This is a genomic window from Niveispirillum lacus (assembly GCF_002251795.1).
GTDB classification, from domain to species: domain Bacteria; phylum Pseudomonadota; class Alphaproteobacteria; order Azospirillales; family Azospirillaceae; genus Niveispirillum; species Niveispirillum lacus.
Genome location: NZ_NOXU01000032.1, coordinates 166,091 through 182,403, shown reverse-complemented (window position 1 = coordinate 182,403; position 16,313 = coordinate 166,091). Strand labels below are relative to the sequence as shown.

Sequence of the window (16,313 nt, the reverse complement as noted above, 5' to 3'; positions counted from 1 at the left end):
TCCGCATCGGCACTGCCGATGCCATCGCAATTGTCGGAATTGGCGTATGAGTGGGCATAGCGGAACAGGGGGCCGGCGGGCGCTGATTACCGGCATTACCAGCCAGGATGGGGCCTATCTGGCTGCCTTGCTGCTGGATAAGGGGTATCGCGTGACCGGCACGTTGCGTCCCGGCGGCACCCCGATCAGCGCGGCTTGGCGATTGGCGGAGATGGGGTTGACGGGTCGGGTGACCAGCGTGACCGTCGATCTGACTGATGCCCGTGCCGTTTCCTGGCTGCTGGACGACCATGCACCAGACGAGATCTACCATCTGGCGGCCCATAGTTCGGTCCATTCCTCATTCCACGTGCCGGCAGAAACCTTTGCCAGCAACGCGGTCTCCACCACCAACCTGCTGGAGGTTATCCGGACCCGGCATCCGGAAGCCCGCTTTTACCATGCATCCACATCAGAGATGTTCGGGGACGCGCCGGAGGTGCCGCAACGGGAAACCACCCTGTTCCGGCCGCGCAGCCCTTATGCAGTCGCCAAGGTGGCTGCCCACCAGATGACCACCCTGTATCGCCTTGCTTACGGCCTGTTCTGTGTCAACGGCATCCTGTTCAACCATGAATCGCCCCTGCGTGGACCGGAATTTGTGACGGCCAAGATTGTCCGGCGTCTGGTGCGTTGGCAGGGTGGAGCAGAAGATGCCCCAATCACGCTGGGGCGCCTGGATGCTCGCCGCGACTGGGGCTATGCCGGTGATTATGTCCGGGGCATGTGGTCAATGCTGCAGGCCGGCGCGCCAGACGATTATGTGCTGGCCAGCGGATGTACATGGAGTGTACGCGATTTTGTCGGCTTGACGGCGCAGACTCTGGGCCTGCGTCTGGAATGGCGGGGAAAAGGAACGGCGGAGACGGCCATTGATCTGGACAGTGGCCGCACCTGCGTCACGGTCGATGCGGCCCTCTTCCGCCCGGCGGAGGTGGGGGAACTCCGGGGGGACAGTGGCCTCGCGCGCGAACGGCTGGGCTGGTCCCCCACGGTCGATCTGCCGGCCCTTGTCGCCATGATGGTGGCGGCGGAAAAGGCCCGGCAGGCCGCGGCCAGCGCCAGTATCAAGGGATAAGGGTCACCGGTTCCCCGTTTCCTGGGTCGGCTCTGGTAATGGTCACCGCCGTCTCGGCGGGCACTTTGACACGGTAGCTCATGCCGCCCGACAAATAGGCAAAGCAAGAAAGGCTGACGGCGCCGTCTTCCGCCTTGCCGCGGGTCAGCGGGCATTGCTGGCCGCTTATTGACAATTCGCCCAGCTTTTCAGCTTGCGCGGCAGGAAGACGCAGTTGGATACGGTGTACGCCTTCCCGACCTGGTGTGAAATCGCAATAGCCCGCAGGGGCGATGCATTGTTCATGTGCGGACTCGGTGGCGGCTTGGGCAACCGACAGCGGGGCGAACGCCCATATCCAGGCCAGCGCGCCGAGGCCCGCTGACACACGGATCATGGAAAACATTGGAAACCTCGTACCGTAATCTAGATGAACGCCCCAAACTCTGAATAGGGCATGAGCGTTCCTAAAATCAACCCCTGACGTGTAGTGCAAGTGCCATACCCCATCCGGATAGGCTTCTGCGGTCGTGATACGCAATGCAGGAAAGGGATGACGCGGCAGGGGAGGGCATGTTTTAAGGACGTTATGCGCGCGCCGCCGCGTCAGTCGGCGCGGGGGCCAGGCTCAGATAGTGCGGACCCTGGTCTCAGGCCCTGTAGAAGGAAGGCCGATATGCCGGCAGAAGAAGATATTGTTGAACGTCTGCGCCGTCGCGCCGCCCGTGCCCGTGATCGTTACCCCGATGAAGCGGACGACCCCGCGACCCTTGTGGGCGGCCTGATCCAGGATTACGAAGCCGCCGCCGACGAGCTTCAACGCATGCGTGACGCCCTGAAAGACCTGTCGCGTCAGGCGCTGCGGGCGATGCTTGGTTAAAAAACCTATCGATTCCAACGTGATATTGTACAATCACATTTTATGTAAGAAGCATTTGCACCGGCCGGACCGATGCGCTATGGTCCGCGCCGCTTGGGGTTTTCCCCCAATGCCGGCATGGACCCGTAGCTCAGCTGGATAGAGCGCTGCCCTCCGAAGGCAGAGGTCGCACGTTCGAATCGTGTCGGGTCCGCCATTTTCTCTCAATGAAATCAATAACTTAGCCATGTTACGGCAGTGATTGAAGTCAAATCACTGACCGCATCACTGACGCCATGGTCCCGACCGTGGCCGTGGTGGTGGTCGGTCAGGCGGGATCGTCGGCGGTGAATCAGGTGTCAGCGCCCTGCACGACCGCCGCGGTCCAGCAGGTCCCTGATATCGTCATGGCGCCCGTCGTGGTGAGCGTAGACCTTCTCTGCGGTATCCAGTGTCAGATCGACCCAGGCGGCAGCCCTGAATAGGGGCACCCCAGCGTTGGCCAGGTAACTCAAGCAAGTGTGGCGCAGGACGTGGGGAGTGACCTTCGTCGGATCCAGGCCAGCAGCAGCTGCCGCGCTGGCAAAGCTGCGCTTCACATCTTTGATTCGACGCGGCTCTTTCCCGTCTGCTCCATATTCGAAGACGAACTTCTCGGTTCGCTGCCGAGCGTACCGCAGGAAGCGCAAGAGCCTGGCCGGAACCTGAAGCCGTCCTCGGCGTTTGGCAGTTTCGGCCCGCCCGACCGGCCGGAAGTCAATGACGCCCTTATCCAGGTCGACATGTCCTCCCTCCGCGTTCGGTTCCCACCGAAGCGACAAGATCGCATCCTTGCGCCTGCCCGTGTAATAGCCCACCAGCACAAACAGTGGTAGGTGCCATCGGGTCCGCCTGTCCCTTCGAGCGGCCTTGACCAGTCCAGCAACCTCCTGCCGCGACAGATAAGTTTCCTTGGGCGGTGGCGCTTCCGGCAACCACACCCTTGGCGCCGCAGTAATGTGCCCCTCTTTTGCGCAGTAGTTGAGGGCAGCGGCAAGAACGCCAAGTTCCCGACGCACTGTCGCCGGAGCAATGGGAACCGTTCGGTATTCCGCCGGGTCTGTGTCTGGAATGCGCCTTTCCATTGTGCGGCTGGCGACGTAGCGCCTGCATGTTTCGCCACGTACCTCAGAAACAGGAACGTCGCCCCAGAATTCTGCCAGGGCCTTGAGTGCCCAACCGATCCGTTCGGGCGCTGCGGTGCCTGGGACGTGCTCATGGGCGTAAATCGTCATTGCCTGTCCGCAGGTAATACGGTCCGGCCGCAGAGCAGCGCCCGGCGCAGCGCTCTGTCGCGCAGACCACTCTACCAGAAATTCACCTAACAGCCGCTCTGCACCTGCCCGGTCCTCGACCGGCAGGCCGGTTGCCTTTTCCCGCTTACGACCATCCTCTCGCCAACGAATGGACCAGCGCCAGGTAACCGAACCTGGTGACAGCACAGGAACGAGATGGGGGCTGGACGCACCGGTTGTCGCCGTCTTCGGCTTGGCCTTGGCCATGTGGAGCAGACCCTATGTATTGTAGAGAGAGTTCCGGTCAACCCCGACGGCGCGTCAGCCTATCGGCTACGGCGGTGAGATGAGCGGAGGACGAAATGGGAGCGGCCCCGGTGCGGCGGGCACGGGGTTGCTTCGTAGCGATTGCGTCGGCGTGAGCACGCCCTTTAGGCACCAGAGCGGACTGTCTGGCGGCTTGGATGAACTCGTCCAAATCGGACTCAGCCACGAAAATACGGCCCGCGATCCGTGTCGGCTGAAGGCGGCCGGCTGAGATTTCGGAGCGCAAGCTCCGAGCTGAGATCAGACCGTCCGGTCGAAGACGGACGGCTGCTTCTTCAAGAGTCAAAAGCATGGTCATGACGCAGGATCACCTGGAGCGTGATGAGATCCGATCCACTGCTCCCACGGGGACGACTGCCGATTTCAGCTATCGTCGCCGGCGGGCTCACTATCTAGGATCTCTATTATCTTTCCCAACTGGCGCATGGACACGCTACGGTTGATTTTCAGCCAGACCCGGCCGGCAGCGGCGGTTTGCATCACTTCCATGGCAGCGACGCCAGTCCGCGCCGTTGCCGCATCCGATGCGCCCGGCAACAAATCGTCCGGTTCGACGCCCAAAGCCGCAGCGATGCTGGTCAAATGCTTGGGTCCCGGCAGGCTCTTTGCGCGCAGGTAGACCGAAACGCTGTCCCGTCCGATATCAGCCGCACGGGCCAAATCGCTCTGATTCCAGCCCTTCGCGTTCAGCGCATGCTGCAACCGACGCGCGAAATCGGCCTTCACAGCTTCGGCGGGCGCGCCAATGTCGAGGAGGCTGGGGCCGGCAAGGGTCGGCGGCGGAAGGACTGCGCTGGACTTGGTCATCTGGGCTGGCTCTCCACACTCTATATAAGGGCCGCCCTGGGGATGGTCGGTGGCGGTCCGTGTTTCTGCATTTTAGGTATAGCATATGCCGATTTGTCGGTCGACAACAAAATGCTTTTCAACAGGCGATTTTGGAGCTATAGGTTGGAGCCAGGGAGGAAGCCAGTCCCAGAGCCAGCTAGGAGATACGAATATGCGCCCGACGACGGAACCCGTGATAGGAAGCCAGCCGCAACCGATATCTGATGCGGCTTACCGGCGCCTTTGGGGGGCCGTTGTCGAGCAAGTCATATCCGATGCCTGCCGGCCCCTCCCTTCGGGAATGGTGGCAGACGATGAGCGCTATGAAGACGCCAGAGACCGTGCGGCGGTGACGCTGGAAGCCAGGGCCATGATTCTGGACCCAGCCCGTTGCAATGAGATTCAGGACTTGTGCGACTATGCCGGGATCGAGGCTATCCCAGCATGCATTAAGACAAGGATCAGAATCGCAGCCGAGGCGGACAAGGCGAAGCCGGAAAGGTCTGGCTGGCGGCTGATCGGGGAAAACCTGGCCGCCTTCGGCGACCGGCAGGGTAAAGCGGCCACGAAAAAGGCGTTTTTGGCTGCCTAAGGTGTAGAAAACACCGAACGCCATCATCAAACATCTCGCCAAACAAGGCGGTTTTAGGAAAATAGGCAAACAGGAGTAGGAAAAATGGCAGAAGGTAGAGTGTGGTCCGACATAACGTCGGCGACACGGGCAAATCGGAAAAACCCTTGTTGGGCTTGTGGCGCGAAGGATTGGCCTTGCTGCTATCAAACGCACGTCACGACTGGCGCGATACGCTGGACCTGCGGACATGCGCACGACGAATTCCATTATTCTCCAGAAGGTCGCGAGATCTCATGGCATGAAGCCCGTGGGTACGAACGGCGCGACGGTTGGGTGCCCACAGCGCGGCGGCGGCTGGCAGCGCGGGACGCGAAAGCCGAGGCCCGCGCCAGGAAGCCTGCGGCCAGCGCGCTGACCTGCGACGCCGTTTATGAAAAAGTGCTTTCTATGTGCCCGTTGAGCGATGGGCATAGGGGCGCGCTGCTGGCCCGGCCCGGCATGACCGAAGAGATCATGAAGGTGGCTGGCTATGCTACGGCGAAGGCGCTGGACGGCGTGGGGCTGCTGATACGAGACATCAAGGGCGCCGAAAAAGTTCCCGGTATGCCTGAACCCGGTTCGCAGCGTTTTCAAATGGTCGCCGGCGCACTGCTCGTACCAGTCCGCAATCACGCGGGCGACATCGTTGGAATGCGCCAGCGCGTTGAGACTGAGGATGGCGGGAAAAAGTATCTGTGGCTTCCGGGCAGCGTACCCGCTGTCCATTTCCCGGCCGTTACGGCCGCCCGTCAAAGCGGCAGGCTGATAGTTACAGAAGGTGAGATCAAGGCCGATCTCGTTACGTCCATAGGCGATTACGCCCTGTCCATCCCGGGTGTGTCATCGTGGCGCCTGGCAATCGATGAGGTCGTCGATTGCCAGCTGGTAGATGCTGACGGCGGATCATTTTACAATGAACTCGTCATCGCACTGGACGCTGATTTCAAACGGAAATTTGGCGTTGCTCAAGCAGTTGCGGCAATGGCCGCAGAAGCACTGGCGCGCAATATCCCCGCTTCGGTGCTGGACTGGCCCGAGGCCCTGGGCAAAGGCCTGGATGACTTTTTGACCCGCGAAGGTGCTGGCCGTGGCCCAGATCTGTATGCCGGCGCGACGTTCCGGCAGGTGACGGAAGAGCTGGTTGAAGAGCTGCAGGCTCTGGCGGACCGGCTGCTTCAGGAAGAGCAGGACCGGCGGGATGCCGCTGCTGCTGCGGCTGGCGGCGTTGATGAGAGCCCTGCGATCGGCGGCGAGGATGATTACGAAGAATACGATCGGCTGGCGGGTGACGCGCTGCGCGGCTTGATTGACGAAACCCAGGAAGTGGGCAGCGAGGGGCATATACGGAAGATGGAAATGCAGGAACAGCAGGAATTCGCGGTCGACGCAGCCAAGGTCGCTGTTCGCCGGATCGTTGACCGCCCCCGGAAGGAGCTGCTTCTGGATGACGATCTCAGGCGGGCCTTTTTGGCGCATGTGGAAACGCTCGGTGAAGCCGAATGCACCCGGCTGCGCATCTACAAGCCCATCATTGAGCTTTTCAGGAAAGTCGACACAGCCCTGTCGGCCGACGGCTTCGCCGCACCTGCCCGCCGGGCCCTTGAAGGATACCTCTCACACGCTCGGACTGAGGTCGGCTTTGCGCTTCGTATGGCCGCCCGTTTCCGCCACGAAATCCTGCATGCCGGCGGCCTTGGCTGGTACGTATGGGACGGCATGTCGTGGGTCCATGACCCGGACGAGGTACGAGTCATGGCCAAAGCCCAACAGCTCACCTTCGAGATCGAGGCTGAGCTGGATTTTGCAGAAGCGTGCGCTCTTGCAGGGGTTTACGGGCCAACGAAGGCATCCAAGGCGGCCGCTGAATACAGGAAAGTCGCCGGGAATCTTCACGGCCCGTCCGACGGAGAAATGCGGGATTTTGCTGACAAAGAGCGGGCCGAACACGCGAAATACTGTGATCACACTCAGTCCGCTGCTTTCATCCGCTCCGCTGTGTCTTTCCTTAGGCCGCACCTGGAGGTGGACGATAAAGCCTTGGATGCTCACCCGCACCTTCTCAACACCCGGTCCGGCATTGTTGACCTCCGCACCGGCGCGCTGACACCCCACGATCCGGCAATGCTACTTACCCAAATCACCAGCTGCGGATGGTCGCCCAGGCCGGCGTCGTGCCCACGCTGGACCAGGTTCGTCGAGGAGGTGCTGGCTGAAGAAGATGGCTCCGTTGATCCTGAATATGTGCGGTATTTCAAAGCTTTGATTGGCTACGCTGCATGGGGGATTGCGACAGAACAGAAGCTTGTGTCGGTTTGGGGCGAAGGCGCGAACGGGAAAACGGTGTTGTTCGAGGCAGTCAGGGACATCCTCGGTAGCTACGCCCGGACGATAGAACCGGCGCTGCTGATAAAGGCTGACGCTGACTCCGGCGGTAAGCCCCGGGCCGACATTCTTGCCTTGCGGGCAGCCCGGTTCGTGTTAGCCAGCGAACCTGAACGCGGGGAAGCGATGGCTGAGGGGCTCGTGAAAAGGTTGACCGGCGGCGATCAGATGAGCGCCCGGTATGGCTACAGCAACGAGGTCGTCGAGTTTCGCTTCAACGGAAAAATCTTCTTGCTTTGCAATAGTTTGCTGCGCATTTCGGGTACCGACAGGGGCATCTGGAGGCGGCAGGAAGTTCTGCGGTTCCTGCGTCTGTGGCGCGTCGCTGGTGAAGAAAATGACCAGCGGATGAAGGATTTGCCGCTGGCGGACAAGAATCTCGCTATGGATCTGCGTGGGGAGATGGACGGGATTCTGGCTTGGATCGTTGAGGGGGCTGTGGACTGGCACAAACATGGGCTGATCCGGCCGCGACGCGTGACGGATGCTGTGGTTGAGTACCGCGGGGAGCAAGACCGCGTTGGTCAGTTCATTGCTGAGCGGGTTGAGCGGGATGAGAGTAGTGATAAGCCCTGGGTCGCACAATCGAGGCTGTACGACGCATACAAGAAGTGGTGCCTGGACTCTGGAACGCAGCCGATGGCGAAAGATCGGCTGAAGGGTGCTTTGAAGGATCATGGTTTTCATGAAAGCCGCAATGCAGGCGGAATGATCTGGAAGGGCCTGTATCTGTTGCCGGAGCCGGCTTCTTCGGATCGAAATGACCAGGCCGCCGGTAGGACTGGCAGCTATTACAACGGCGGTCATGTGCAGCAACAGGCTCCGGCGCAGCAGCAGCGCAGAATGCGGTTTTGAGAGGTCAAGAGACGGCCCAGCCTGCTACATTTATAAATGAGTGATGGGTGGCGGCTCGGTTGGGCCGCCATTCGTCTTTTTGCGCTGATTCGGTTGTCGTTGACGATCAGCAAAACCGACACAACCAGCCATCGCACTCGCCCCTCCCTGCGGGTCCACCGACGCCTTCGGCGCCGTGGTTAAGGCGGTGGGGATCATGGCGGAATCCTGCCTTCGGTGAAGGCGGTGGTTAACATTCATTAATTTTCGGTGCAGAAACCCTGGCCAAGGTTATGTAGGGATGTAGAAGCTATGTAGCCTCACTACATCCATCAATGCATTGATCTAATTAGAGTTTTTGCAGTTTATGTAGTTATGTAGCTCAAAAGAATTTTTGTGATGGAAAAATATGGGAGGGTATCGAACTGATATATTGGCTCCTTATATATACGTATAGGGATTCTTCGGTTTAGACTACATAACTACATTTTCAGCATTTTTGGCAGTCATATCAGATAGTTACGCCATGTAGCGGCCCTACATAGCTCCTACATGACTACATGTCCACCTTCTGGATTACCGCACTTTCGTCGATTTGGCGAAAAACGTCTTGCGACACATCATCCATCCGGGCTATTGTCATCCAAAGAAGCGCACCAAGGCGGCAGCCACCGCCAGCGCCAGGAGATCGCAGACATGACCACCGCCGGACTGGCAGCAGCTGACAGCATAATACGCTATTCCTACCCGGCCCGTGGGCCGGACGGCCGGGTTGCCCAGTTCGAGGCAACAGCGCTTACTGACCAACCGACCCTTGTCACGCTCCAGCAGCACGGCGATGTTGTTGACCTGTCCCTGCGGCCGACGCTTTGGGCAGCCGCAGGTGCCGGGCAAAACCGCGTGAAGCCAGGCGAACCCGGCTTCGTTTCTGGGATTCATGACGATCCAATGGCTGTCGCCGATACAGCCTACGTTCGTCGGATGCGGTATTGGCTGCACCCTGACACAGACAAGACGAAGCTTACAGCTTATGTCCCGCGCGTTCTTGCACAGCTCGCCGGCGCCGATCGGCCCGACTGGCAGCGCCACGACCTATCCATCCAGGCCACCACTCTCGCTGAGGACCTGGGTATAAAGATAATCAGCGATGCGGTTTGGTGCGAAACGGACCTTACGGTCCGTCGCGTCGACGCCGTAGACGCGGACCCAGATGCTCCGGCATCTGAAGACGCATGGGAAACCTTCAGGGTGGCGATGACGCCAGTAGTCCGCGCAGCCATTGCTGACCGTTTCCTACCCATCCATCGGCCCGCTGACAACATCGCCGCCGGCTGCCCCGTCAGCCCCAGCGTCTACGCCGCGGCCCGATCGGCCATGCGCGCCCTGCGCGATGCCGGCGGCGAGCTGCTGCTGTGCCGGTCAGGTGGCGACCCCCGGGTTGCTGTGCAGCAGCCGGGCGCGAAGATCCCGAACGAGGTTATAGAGGGCGTCAGGACGCACTTGGGGGCCTGCATCGAGATCCTGGAGGTCCAGGCAAACTGGGGCCGGGCCATTGCGGATGGCTTGGCCACGGACATAGCGCCGCTGATCATCAATGCCGCGATGCACGAGGCTGACCGCGCCGCAAGCGCGCTGTCCATGACGCCCAGTCGATATTCGGACAATCCGGAGGGCATCGCGGCCTTCCTGGGTCTGTTGGTTGACCTGGATCTCCTACCTACTCATATCGACCCAGCCACAGGCTGGCCGATGCCGCCGGACTTAGCTCGGTGGCTCGCCGCTCCGGCGGAGGTCCGGGCAGGATGGGAACAGTATGCGGATGCACTCAGGACCCGCCTGCTGGCTGACCATGTCGTTTCGCTGGCCGACCTTCGCGCCGCAGGCTTCGATGCAACCATCGCCCGCGATACCGCCGGCCCCCACATATCGCTGACCATCGAGCCGATCGTCAACTACACCCAGGAGCCGGACGGCTGGCCCGGCAATCGCCACATCGCCGAAAAGGACGCGGCTTCGCGCAAGATTCCCCAGGATCTCTGGATGCGGATACGCTATTCCGCTGCACGCATCGCCGCCGAACTTTTCGCCGAAGCTGGCGATGGCCAGCAGCCGGATTACACTGCCGCGATCCAGGTCATCCCGCCACCTTCAATGGCGCGGGGGTCGGCCGCTGGCGACGAGGATGTGGATGCGCCGGTCAGGTTGACGATGATTGCGCCGGACCATTTCTGCGAACGCACTGCGGCCAAGGCCTTTATGGCTGCGGCGCGGAGGGGTGACGTAACGCGGTCTGAGGCGATCCGGCTTGCGACCGATGTTGCTTTCCAGGGTGCCGGTATCGGCGAGCGTAGGGAACTGGCCGGGCGGCTGTTGGATGCGGTTACGGATCTAGCGGTTCGCATGACGGAGGAGCAGGAACTGGCGGTGGAAGCCGGTGGCTGGAAGCGCCTACCCGCTGACCTGGACAATCTACACGGCGCTGCGCACGATCTGGCGATGGCCTCACCGATCTACGCACTTGCCGGCATTCGTGACGTCCTGCCTGACTTTCCCGAAGCCCGGGATGTCATCGACAAGTTGATGTCCGCTCTTCACAAATCGGGCTATCACCTGCCAGGTTCGCCAGCTTCTCCGGGAAAGGCAGCCTGACGATGATCAGGCCGCTCTCCTCTTTTTCTCCGCTTCGCTACGGATGACGGTCGCAGCCCAGGCTGCGATAAGCAGAGCGTCTGCTTCGTCATGGTCCGCCGGTTCGTGCCCAGGAAAAGCTTTCCGGGCAGCGGTGACCATCTCCGACTTGTCGGCATCTCCCTTACCCGCGGCCCATTTTTTCAGCTCGCTGGGGCCCGTTTCCATACGCCTCAAGCCGAGGTGGTGGCCAACCCTGTGTGCGGTCCACACCAGCCCAAAAAGCAGGTAAGTGCTCGCCCCGCGCATCGGTGGACGCTCGATCGCAAGTACGTCGACCCTGTGCTTGCGGCACATACCCAGCAGCCATCCCTCAAAAGCCTGCCCAATCTCAGCATAGTCATGAATGTGCTGGAAACTCTGGCCTCCGCTCGCCAAGCGGGTCCAGCGAACCGCGTCAATGACGGCCCAGCCAGAGTTTCGTTTCGAGGGGTCAATCGCCAGAATCTTCATGTGTCGATTGTCGATTATTTCGACAGACAACACAATATTTTTCTTGCATCATCCGACACTCTGACCTACATTCAGATCTGCGGGCTTCGCCAAAGCCTGTTGTTTGCTTTCCTTCTCCTACTGCCAAACTCGGCCGGCCTCCAATCGGGGCCGGCCACTTTTCCCGCACGCGCGCGGCGCGGCGGCAAGGAGGTGGAGATATGTTGCCGACCCAACAAAATCACGATGCGAAGCCGGGCCCAGTCCTGCCATGGACACCGAGGGATATCTACTCGCGGCCTTATCGGGCCGCGGCAATCTTGGAGATGGCCCGGATTGGCGATGATCAAGCCATCGCATATGAAGCGATACGAACGATGCGGATACTGCTGCCGGCGTGCAGGGTCTCTTCCTCGACCGTTCCGCTTGAGCATATCCGGGAGCGGATATCCGATCTCACGCCCGCTATGAGTAGGCAGTTTATGCATCTGCTCGCCACGGCGGCTGGTATGCAGGACCCAGATTTTAGGACTGTTTGCCGCGATGAGCTTGGCCTGGATGTGCGAAAAATTCCTATCCAGGATAAGATTTTTTGCCAACTCATCGCAAAGGCTGGCCCTGCGGCGATGACGGATGCTCAGCGGGTAGCTGTAGCTATTATAATCCATCACACGGTTATGTCGTTTGTCGCGGGGGTACAGGGGATTTTCCCGGATCAGTATGCCGCCGCAATGGGTAGCGATGGCGATGATGGCGGTGGATCTGGCGAGGCTGCGGCAGCAGCTGCGCTTGCCCCTGCACCAGTCGATCCGCCTGACTATGCGCCCGCTTTCTCGGTGATCGAAGCGGCTATGGCGGCCGCGGACGATGACCCATCCCCATGACGACGATGACGATGTATTGCATAGTGTCACGGGCGGCTATCGACGCCGCTGGTGGCGCTCGGGGCAAGATGATGGCCCAAGCCGGCCATGCCTTCCTCCACGCCTTCCTTGACGCCACGGCCCGCTTTCCAGGCGCTGCGGCAGCCTATGTTGCTTCAGATGCGCCGCGCAAGATCGTCTTGGTAGCCGCCACCGCCGCCGACCTGGCCGCCCTGGCATCTGCCTACAGCGACAGGTGCGGCACCTTTCTCGTGGTCGATGCCGGGCACACGGTTTTCGCGGCGCCGACGGTGACGTGCCTTGGGATCGGACCGATCGAGGCCGAGGATGTCGGCGGCGACCTGCGGGGCCTTCCTGCGCTGCGGTGATAAGCCACCAGGCAGGGCCCATGGCAGACACACCACGGCGACACACAAACTATCCAGGGGCGGCCGCAGCAATGCGTGCCGCCCTTTCTGCATCCGCGGCGCGACGGCCGACAACCGGGCTTCGCCCCACCCCTGCGGGGTCGCCACCGACGCCTGCGGCGCCGGGTGAAGGGCGGCTGAAGTGCTGGCGGGATCGTGCCTTCGGAAGAACGGAATGGTTAACGTTAGTTAATTTTTTTGTGCGGCAGCCCTGGCCCGGCTTTGTGTAGCTGTGTAGTTGCTGTGTAGGCCCGCTGCACAGTATAGCTCATTGATAAATATGGACTTTTTGCCATTTGTGTAGTTGTGCAGCTTAAAAGAATTTTTATGACGGAAAAATATGGGAAGATATCAAACTGATATATGGGCTCCTTATATATACGTATAGAGGTTTTTCGGATTTCGCTACACAACTACACAAATGTCATTTTAGTCAATTATATCAATGATTTATGCTGTGTAGCGGGCCTACACAGCAACTACACAATTGCACAACAGGCGGCGGGATTTCCTCACTTTGGCGAAATGTCGATCGACAGTGCAGACTTAATCTCATGCTGCCTACATTTTCCCCTTGACGGGCGTCTCGTTGTCCATATATATACGGACACACAGGGCGGCGCTGCCGCCCGATCACCAAATCGGCCAGGAGCCCGACATGTCCATATCCATCCGCATCATCTCCGAAGGCGTAGTCCGCGGCATCGAACTCGGCCAGCGGCCGTCCGGGCTGCGCGTCGGCCATGCCGACAACGCGAGATCCGAGAATGCCAAGCTGCAGATTGTCCTGCCCCCGTCGATGGAGTATGCCCCAAGCGTCTACGAGTGGGCCGCCAGCCAGACGGATGTCTCGACGGCGAGCGACGGCCGTGTGGTGATCATGCCCGGCCCGACGGAAGCGGACCTGCTGGCGGCACTGGATGCCCTGGTCATGGCTGGCGACCGCGGCGGCATCGCTCCGGGGGTCCACGGCGATTTCACCGTCTCCGCCTCCTCGTCGGCCTGGCGCTATGAGGTCGAAGGTCCTGCCAGCGCCCGCCCGTCCCTCAAGCGCATCGGCGGGGAGGCGATCGTCGGCGCACCCAATCGCCTTGGCGTGCCATTCGAGCACGCCGAGGCCCTGCTGGGCCTCTTCGCCAAGACCACCCGTGCCGCTGCGAAGGCAGCGAAGGGCGACGTGGTCCTGCCACAGGTCCCCGGGATCGCAGCCTCTGTTTCTGGCGGGCAGATCATCCTGGCTGGGTGGCCGGGCGATGCGATCGCCGACCTAATAAAGGCTGTCCCCACCGCGCGCTGGGACTCCTCGCTGAAGTCGTACTCGATCAGCACCCGCTACGCCAAGGCTGCGATCAAGGCCATCGACGAGGCGGGCGTCAGGATTTCCCGTACCCGTGCGGCGATCATGGCCCAGCCATGGGCACCCCTGACGATCACCTTCAGCGAGACGCAGGCCACTGCCAGCTACGGCGGCTACTGCGACGGCGCGTACAAGGCGCTCATCCGGCTCGGCCGTGTCAGCGACAAGGCCGTTACCTTTGACCTCGCCGTCGAGGATCCGAAGAGGATCCTCGGCGCCCTGCGCGACGCGGTTGCAGCCTTGGTGGCCAAGAAGGCGGATGATGACCGCGCCGCCGCCGCGGCCCTGGTGGCCGAGCGGGAGAGGGCTGAGGCCCGCAGCGAGGCCAGGAGGACCCGCCGACAGTTCACCGTCTCCGACGCCCCCGCTCCAGGTGAGGTCTTCAGCGACGGCTTTAGCATCCTCGTGTCGACCGGATCCGGTCAGTCCTGGCATCAGGACGGAGATGATCACTGCTACGTCTATACCCGCGAGGCCACCGAGGCAGAGGCAGCGGCGTTCCGGCGTACTGAGGCGTCCCGGCCGAAGGTCGGCCAGTTCCTCGCCTTGACGCAGCGCGTCCCCGCCGTTGGCGATGTCGTGCGGCTGCCAGACGGGATGCCGGTCGTGGTGACGAAGATCGGAAAGTCGTTTTTCTTCGACACGGTCGAGGACACGTCCGCCAGCAGCCACGTGTCGTCCCAGTTTTGGGAGGAGTGGGTCTCCTGGGTCTCCTGGCGCCAAGCCGATGCGAATGAGGTCGCGGCATGACACGCGACCAGGAAGACCTCGCTCTCGCAGGCGAACTGCTGCTAGGGGGTGAGTGGCGTCAGCCACTCGCTCGACTGCTTGGCCCACATCACCCTCGCGGCCCTCGGGATGCTATTGACGGACGGCTCGTGCAGCGGTGGGCTGCCGGTCAGCGGCCAATCCCAGGATGGGTCTGGCCGGTCCTGGCCAAAATGTTGGAGAGTCGAAGGGCGGAGTTAGTTGGCACCCTGGATCGCATTGACCGCATGTCATCTCACCTGCGCGGCCGCGGCGACGGATCCTGATCTCAGGATCCGCCCCCATTCCCCTGCGGCGCCGGGAAGGGAGGCCAGATTTCCGCACTTTGGAGAAATGTCGATCATCCGCTTGCTGCATATCCGACAATCTGCCATCATCCCCAGCAGAGACAGCCACAACCAGAGAAGCGACCGCCCCTATGCCCCCGGCCATGATCGACATACGCACCAACGCCGGCCGGGTCTCTGATGCTTTGGGGCGCATGTCAGCGAAGCTGGAGCGTGTCGTGGCTCGTGGGGTAAACGACATCGCGAAAGCTGTCCAGGCGCACGTCACGGCTCAGCTGGATGTCCGCATCGACAAACCCACACCTTTTACGAAGCGAGCCTACCGCATTGCCTACGCCGCGCCAGGCTCGCTCATTGCCCGCGTCTTCGCGCAGGAGCTTCAGGCTGCATACCTCATCAAAATCGAAACCGGCGGCACGACACATGTTGCTCCCGGCAAGCCGCTCCTGATGCCTTTCGGACAGCGCACCAACGCCAACGGCAACATCCCCAGGGGCGCCATCTCACGCGCCTTGGCTCGCCCTGACGCATTCGCCGGTCGCCCAGGCCCCGGTTCTCAGCCCGGCATCTGGCGGCGACCGAAGGCCAAGCGCGGTGCCGCCGCCGGCCGGCCCGCCCGCTCCGAGTTGCTCATCGCCTTCCTACGCAAGCGCACTCACAAGCCCCAGCTGCACTTTACTGAGGACGCAAGGGCTGCCGCTGAGCGCAATACCGGCAAGGTCGCCGATGCAATCCAGGCGCTGGTCAATGCCTCCATCGTCCCGTAGCCGGGTCGAAAAGTTTTTGGTCCTCACAGGTAATTCGCGCACTTTGTTCTGTCCGACACAAGACCATTTTCCTATCTGACACCGCCGGGTTGGCCCTCCACCGCTGTTGTGCCAGCCCATCATCCTCCATCCGCACCGGTCCGCCCACACCTCCGCAGGATCCCATGTCCGCCGCCGCTATCCTCCATCCCCAGGGCCAGACGCCAGCATCGCTTCCGCCCTGGCCTGGCGCTGCTGCGCCTGCGGTGGTGATGGCTGCTGTGGCTGCGCGGCGCGTGGGTAAGCGGTGGGCGATGAAGCGGGAGCTGGGCCAGCAGGAAGGAGATGAGGGGGATGCTGGTCGGTGGTGGGAAGGAATGGATGCCAGACCGCCGGGGACCCAGTGTGGAAAAATGAAAAAGGGGTAATTCGCGCACTTTGATGTGCTTGCGATTTCATGGTTTTGGGCCATGACACCTGGCTTGCTCCCCGGCCCCCTCCATCCTCCAGCCTCCCAGATTTGCGTGCCGC

Annotated in this window: 13 protein-coding genes and 1 tRNA gene; 10 read left to right on the top strand and 4 right to left on the bottom strand. The window is 61.3% G+C overall.

Going from position 1 to position 16,313, the window contains the following annotated elements:
* Positions 1–46 precede the first annotated feature (46 nt).
* Complete coding sequence (locus CHU95_RS20165) at positions 47–1,117, top strand: GDP-mannose 4,6-dehydratase (RefSeq protein ID WP_094458150.1); 1,071 nt, start codon at positions 47–49, stop codon at positions 1,115–1,117.
* Here the strand turns inward: CHU95_RS20165 and CHU95_RS20160 are convergent.
* Positions 1,107–1,502 (bottom strand): hypothetical protein, encoded by a 396-nt coding sequence (locus tag CHU95_RS20160; RefSeq protein ID WP_094458149.1) that lies wholly within the window; start codon positions 1,500–1,502, stop codon positions 1,107–1,109. The two genes, CHU95_RS20165 and CHU95_RS20160, sit on opposite strands and share 11 nt — an antisense overlap.
* Positions 1,503–1,772: 270 nt before the next feature.
* On the opposite strand from CHU95_RS20160, the gene CHU95_RS20155 reads away from it, so the two are divergent.
* Both CHU95_RS20155 and CHU95_RS20150 read left to right on the top strand, forming a co-directional pair.
* Positions 1,773–1,976 (top strand): hypothetical protein, encoded by a 204-nt coding sequence (locus tag CHU95_RS20155; RefSeq protein ID WP_094458148.1) that lies wholly within the window; start codon positions 1,773–1,775, stop codon positions 1,974–1,976.
* A gap of 119 nt (positions 1,977–2,095) precedes the next feature.
* A tRNA-Arg gene (locus tag CHU95_RS20150) sits at positions 2,096–2,172 on the top strand.
* A gap of 142 nt (positions 2,173–2,314) precedes the next feature.
* Here CHU95_RS20150 and CHU95_RS20145 read toward each other — a convergent pair.
* On the bottom strand, positions 2,315–3,496 hold the full coding sequence (locus CHU95_RS20145) for a tyrosine-type recombinase/integrase (protein ID WP_094458147.1): 1,182 nt from the start codon (positions 3,494–3,496) through the stop codon (positions 2,315–2,317).
* A 423-nt stretch (positions 3,497–3,919) separates the two neighbouring features.
* Complete coding sequence (locus CHU95_RS20135; RefSeq protein ID WP_094458145.1) at positions 3,920–4,363, bottom strand: helix-turn-helix domain-containing protein; 444 nt, start codon at positions 4,361–4,363, stop codon at positions 3,920–3,922.
* A gap of 193 nt (positions 4,364–4,556) precedes the next feature.
* Between CHU95_RS20135 and CHU95_RS20130 the strand changes: the two genes are divergently transcribed.
* The 3 genes from CHU95_RS20130 (at position 4,557) to CHU95_RS20115 (ending at position 10,862) form a co-directional block, all read left to right on the top strand.
* Positions 4,557–4,976, top strand: a complete 420-nt coding sequence (locus CHU95_RS20130) for a hypothetical protein (protein ID WP_094458144.1) — start codon at positions 4,557–4,559, stop codon at positions 4,974–4,976.
* Between the two features lie 480 nt (positions 4,977–5,456).
* On the top strand, positions 5,457–8,234 hold the full coding sequence (locus CHU95_RS20125; protein ID WP_165772281.1) for a phage/plasmid primase, P4 family: 2,778 nt from the start codon (positions 5,457–5,459) through the stop codon (positions 8,232–8,234).
* A 675-nt stretch (positions 8,235–8,909) separates the two neighbouring features.
* A complete protein-coding gene (locus CHU95_RS20115; RefSeq protein WP_133065596.1) occupies positions 8,910–10,862 on the top strand; it encodes a hypothetical protein in 1,953 nt (650 codons plus the stop codon).
* A gap of 6 nt (positions 10,863–10,868) precedes the next feature.
* On the opposite strand, the gene CHU95_RS20110 is transcribed toward CHU95_RS20115, so the two are convergent.
* Positions 10,869–11,354 (bottom strand): hypothetical protein, encoded by a 486-nt coding sequence (locus CHU95_RS20110; protein ID WP_133065595.1) that lies wholly within the window; start codon positions 11,352–11,354, stop codon positions 10,869–10,871.
* Positions 11,355–11,554: 200 nt separating this feature from the next.
* Here CHU95_RS20110 and CHU95_RS20105 point away from each other — a divergent pair, with 200 nt between their 5' ends.
* From CHU95_RS20105 to CHU95_RS20090, 4 genes are all read left to right on the top strand, one after another.
* Entirely contained in the window at positions 11,555–12,217 is a 663-nt protein-coding gene (locus CHU95_RS20105) for a hypothetical protein (RefSeq protein ID WP_094458139.1), read from the top strand.
* On the top strand, positions 12,214–12,585 hold the full coding sequence (locus tag CHU95_RS20100) for a peptidyl-tRNA hydrolase (protein WP_094458138.1): 372 nt from the start codon (positions 12,214–12,216) through the stop codon (positions 12,583–12,585). Before CHU95_RS20105 ends, CHU95_RS20100 begins: the two co-directional genes overlap by 4 nt.
* Positions 12,586–13,282: 697 nt before the next feature.
* The gene (locus CHU95_RS20095) at positions 13,283–14,731 is read left to right on the top strand and encodes a hypothetical protein (RefSeq protein ID WP_133065594.1); all 1,449 of its coding nucleotides are present in this window, start codon (positions 13,283–13,285) and stop codon (positions 14,729–14,731) included.
* Positions 14,732–15,179: 448 nt separating this feature from the next.
* Complete coding sequence (locus CHU95_RS20090; RefSeq protein WP_133065593.1) at positions 15,180–15,803, top strand: hypothetical protein; 624 nt, start codon at positions 15,180–15,182, stop codon at positions 15,801–15,803.
* Positions 15,804–16,313 lie beyond the last annotated feature (510 nt).

Coding starts and splice junctions, on each gene's coding strand:
- CHU95_RS20090 (WP_133065593.1), top strand. CDS start 15,180: ATGATCGACATACGCACCAACGCCGGCCGGGTCTCTGATGCTTTGGGG.
- CHU95_RS20110 (WP_133065595.1), bottom strand. CDS start 11,354: ATGAAGATTCTGGCGATTGACCCCTCGAAACGAAACTCTGGCTGGGCC.
- CHU95_RS20130 (WP_094458144.1), top strand. CDS start 4,557: ATGCGCCCGACGACGGAACCCGTGATAGGAAGCCAGCCGCAACCGATA.
- CHU95_RS20115 (WP_133065596.1), top strand. CDS start 8,910: ATGACCACCGCCGGACTGGCAGCAGCTGACAGCATAATACGCTATTCC.
- CHU95_RS20105 (WP_094458139.1), top strand. CDS start 11,555: ATGTTGCCGACCCAACAAAATCACGATGCGAAGCCGGGCCCAGTCCTG.
- CHU95_RS20100 (WP_094458138.1), top strand. CDS start 12,214: ATGACGACGATGACGATGTATTGCATAGTGTCACGGGCGGCTATCGAC.
- CHU95_RS20145 (WP_094458147.1), bottom strand. CDS start 3,496: ATGGCCAAGGCCAAGCCGAAGACGGCGACAACCGGTGCGTCCAGCCCC.
- CHU95_RS20135 (WP_094458145.1), bottom strand. CDS start 4,363: ATGACCAAGTCCAGCGCAGTCCTTCCGCCGCCGACCCTTGCCGGCCCC.
- CHU95_RS20095 (WP_133065594.1), top strand. CDS start 13,283: ATGTCCATATCCATCCGCATCATCTCCGAAGGCGTAGTCCGCGGCATC.
- CHU95_RS20125 (WP_165772281.1), top strand. CDS start 5,457: ATGACCGAAGAGATCATGAAGGTGGCTGGCTATGCTACGGCGAAGGCG.
- CHU95_RS20155 (WP_094458148.1), top strand. CDS start 1,773: ATGCCGGCAGAAGAAGATATTGTTGAACGTCTGCGCCGTCGCGCCGCC.
- CHU95_RS20160 (WP_094458149.1), bottom strand. CDS start 1,502: ATGTTTTCCATGATCCGTGTGTCAGCGGGCCTCGGCGCGCTGGCCTGG.
- CHU95_RS20165 (WP_094458150.1), top strand. CDS start 47: ATGAGTGGGCATAGCGGAACAGGGGGCCGGCGGGCGCTGATTACCGGC.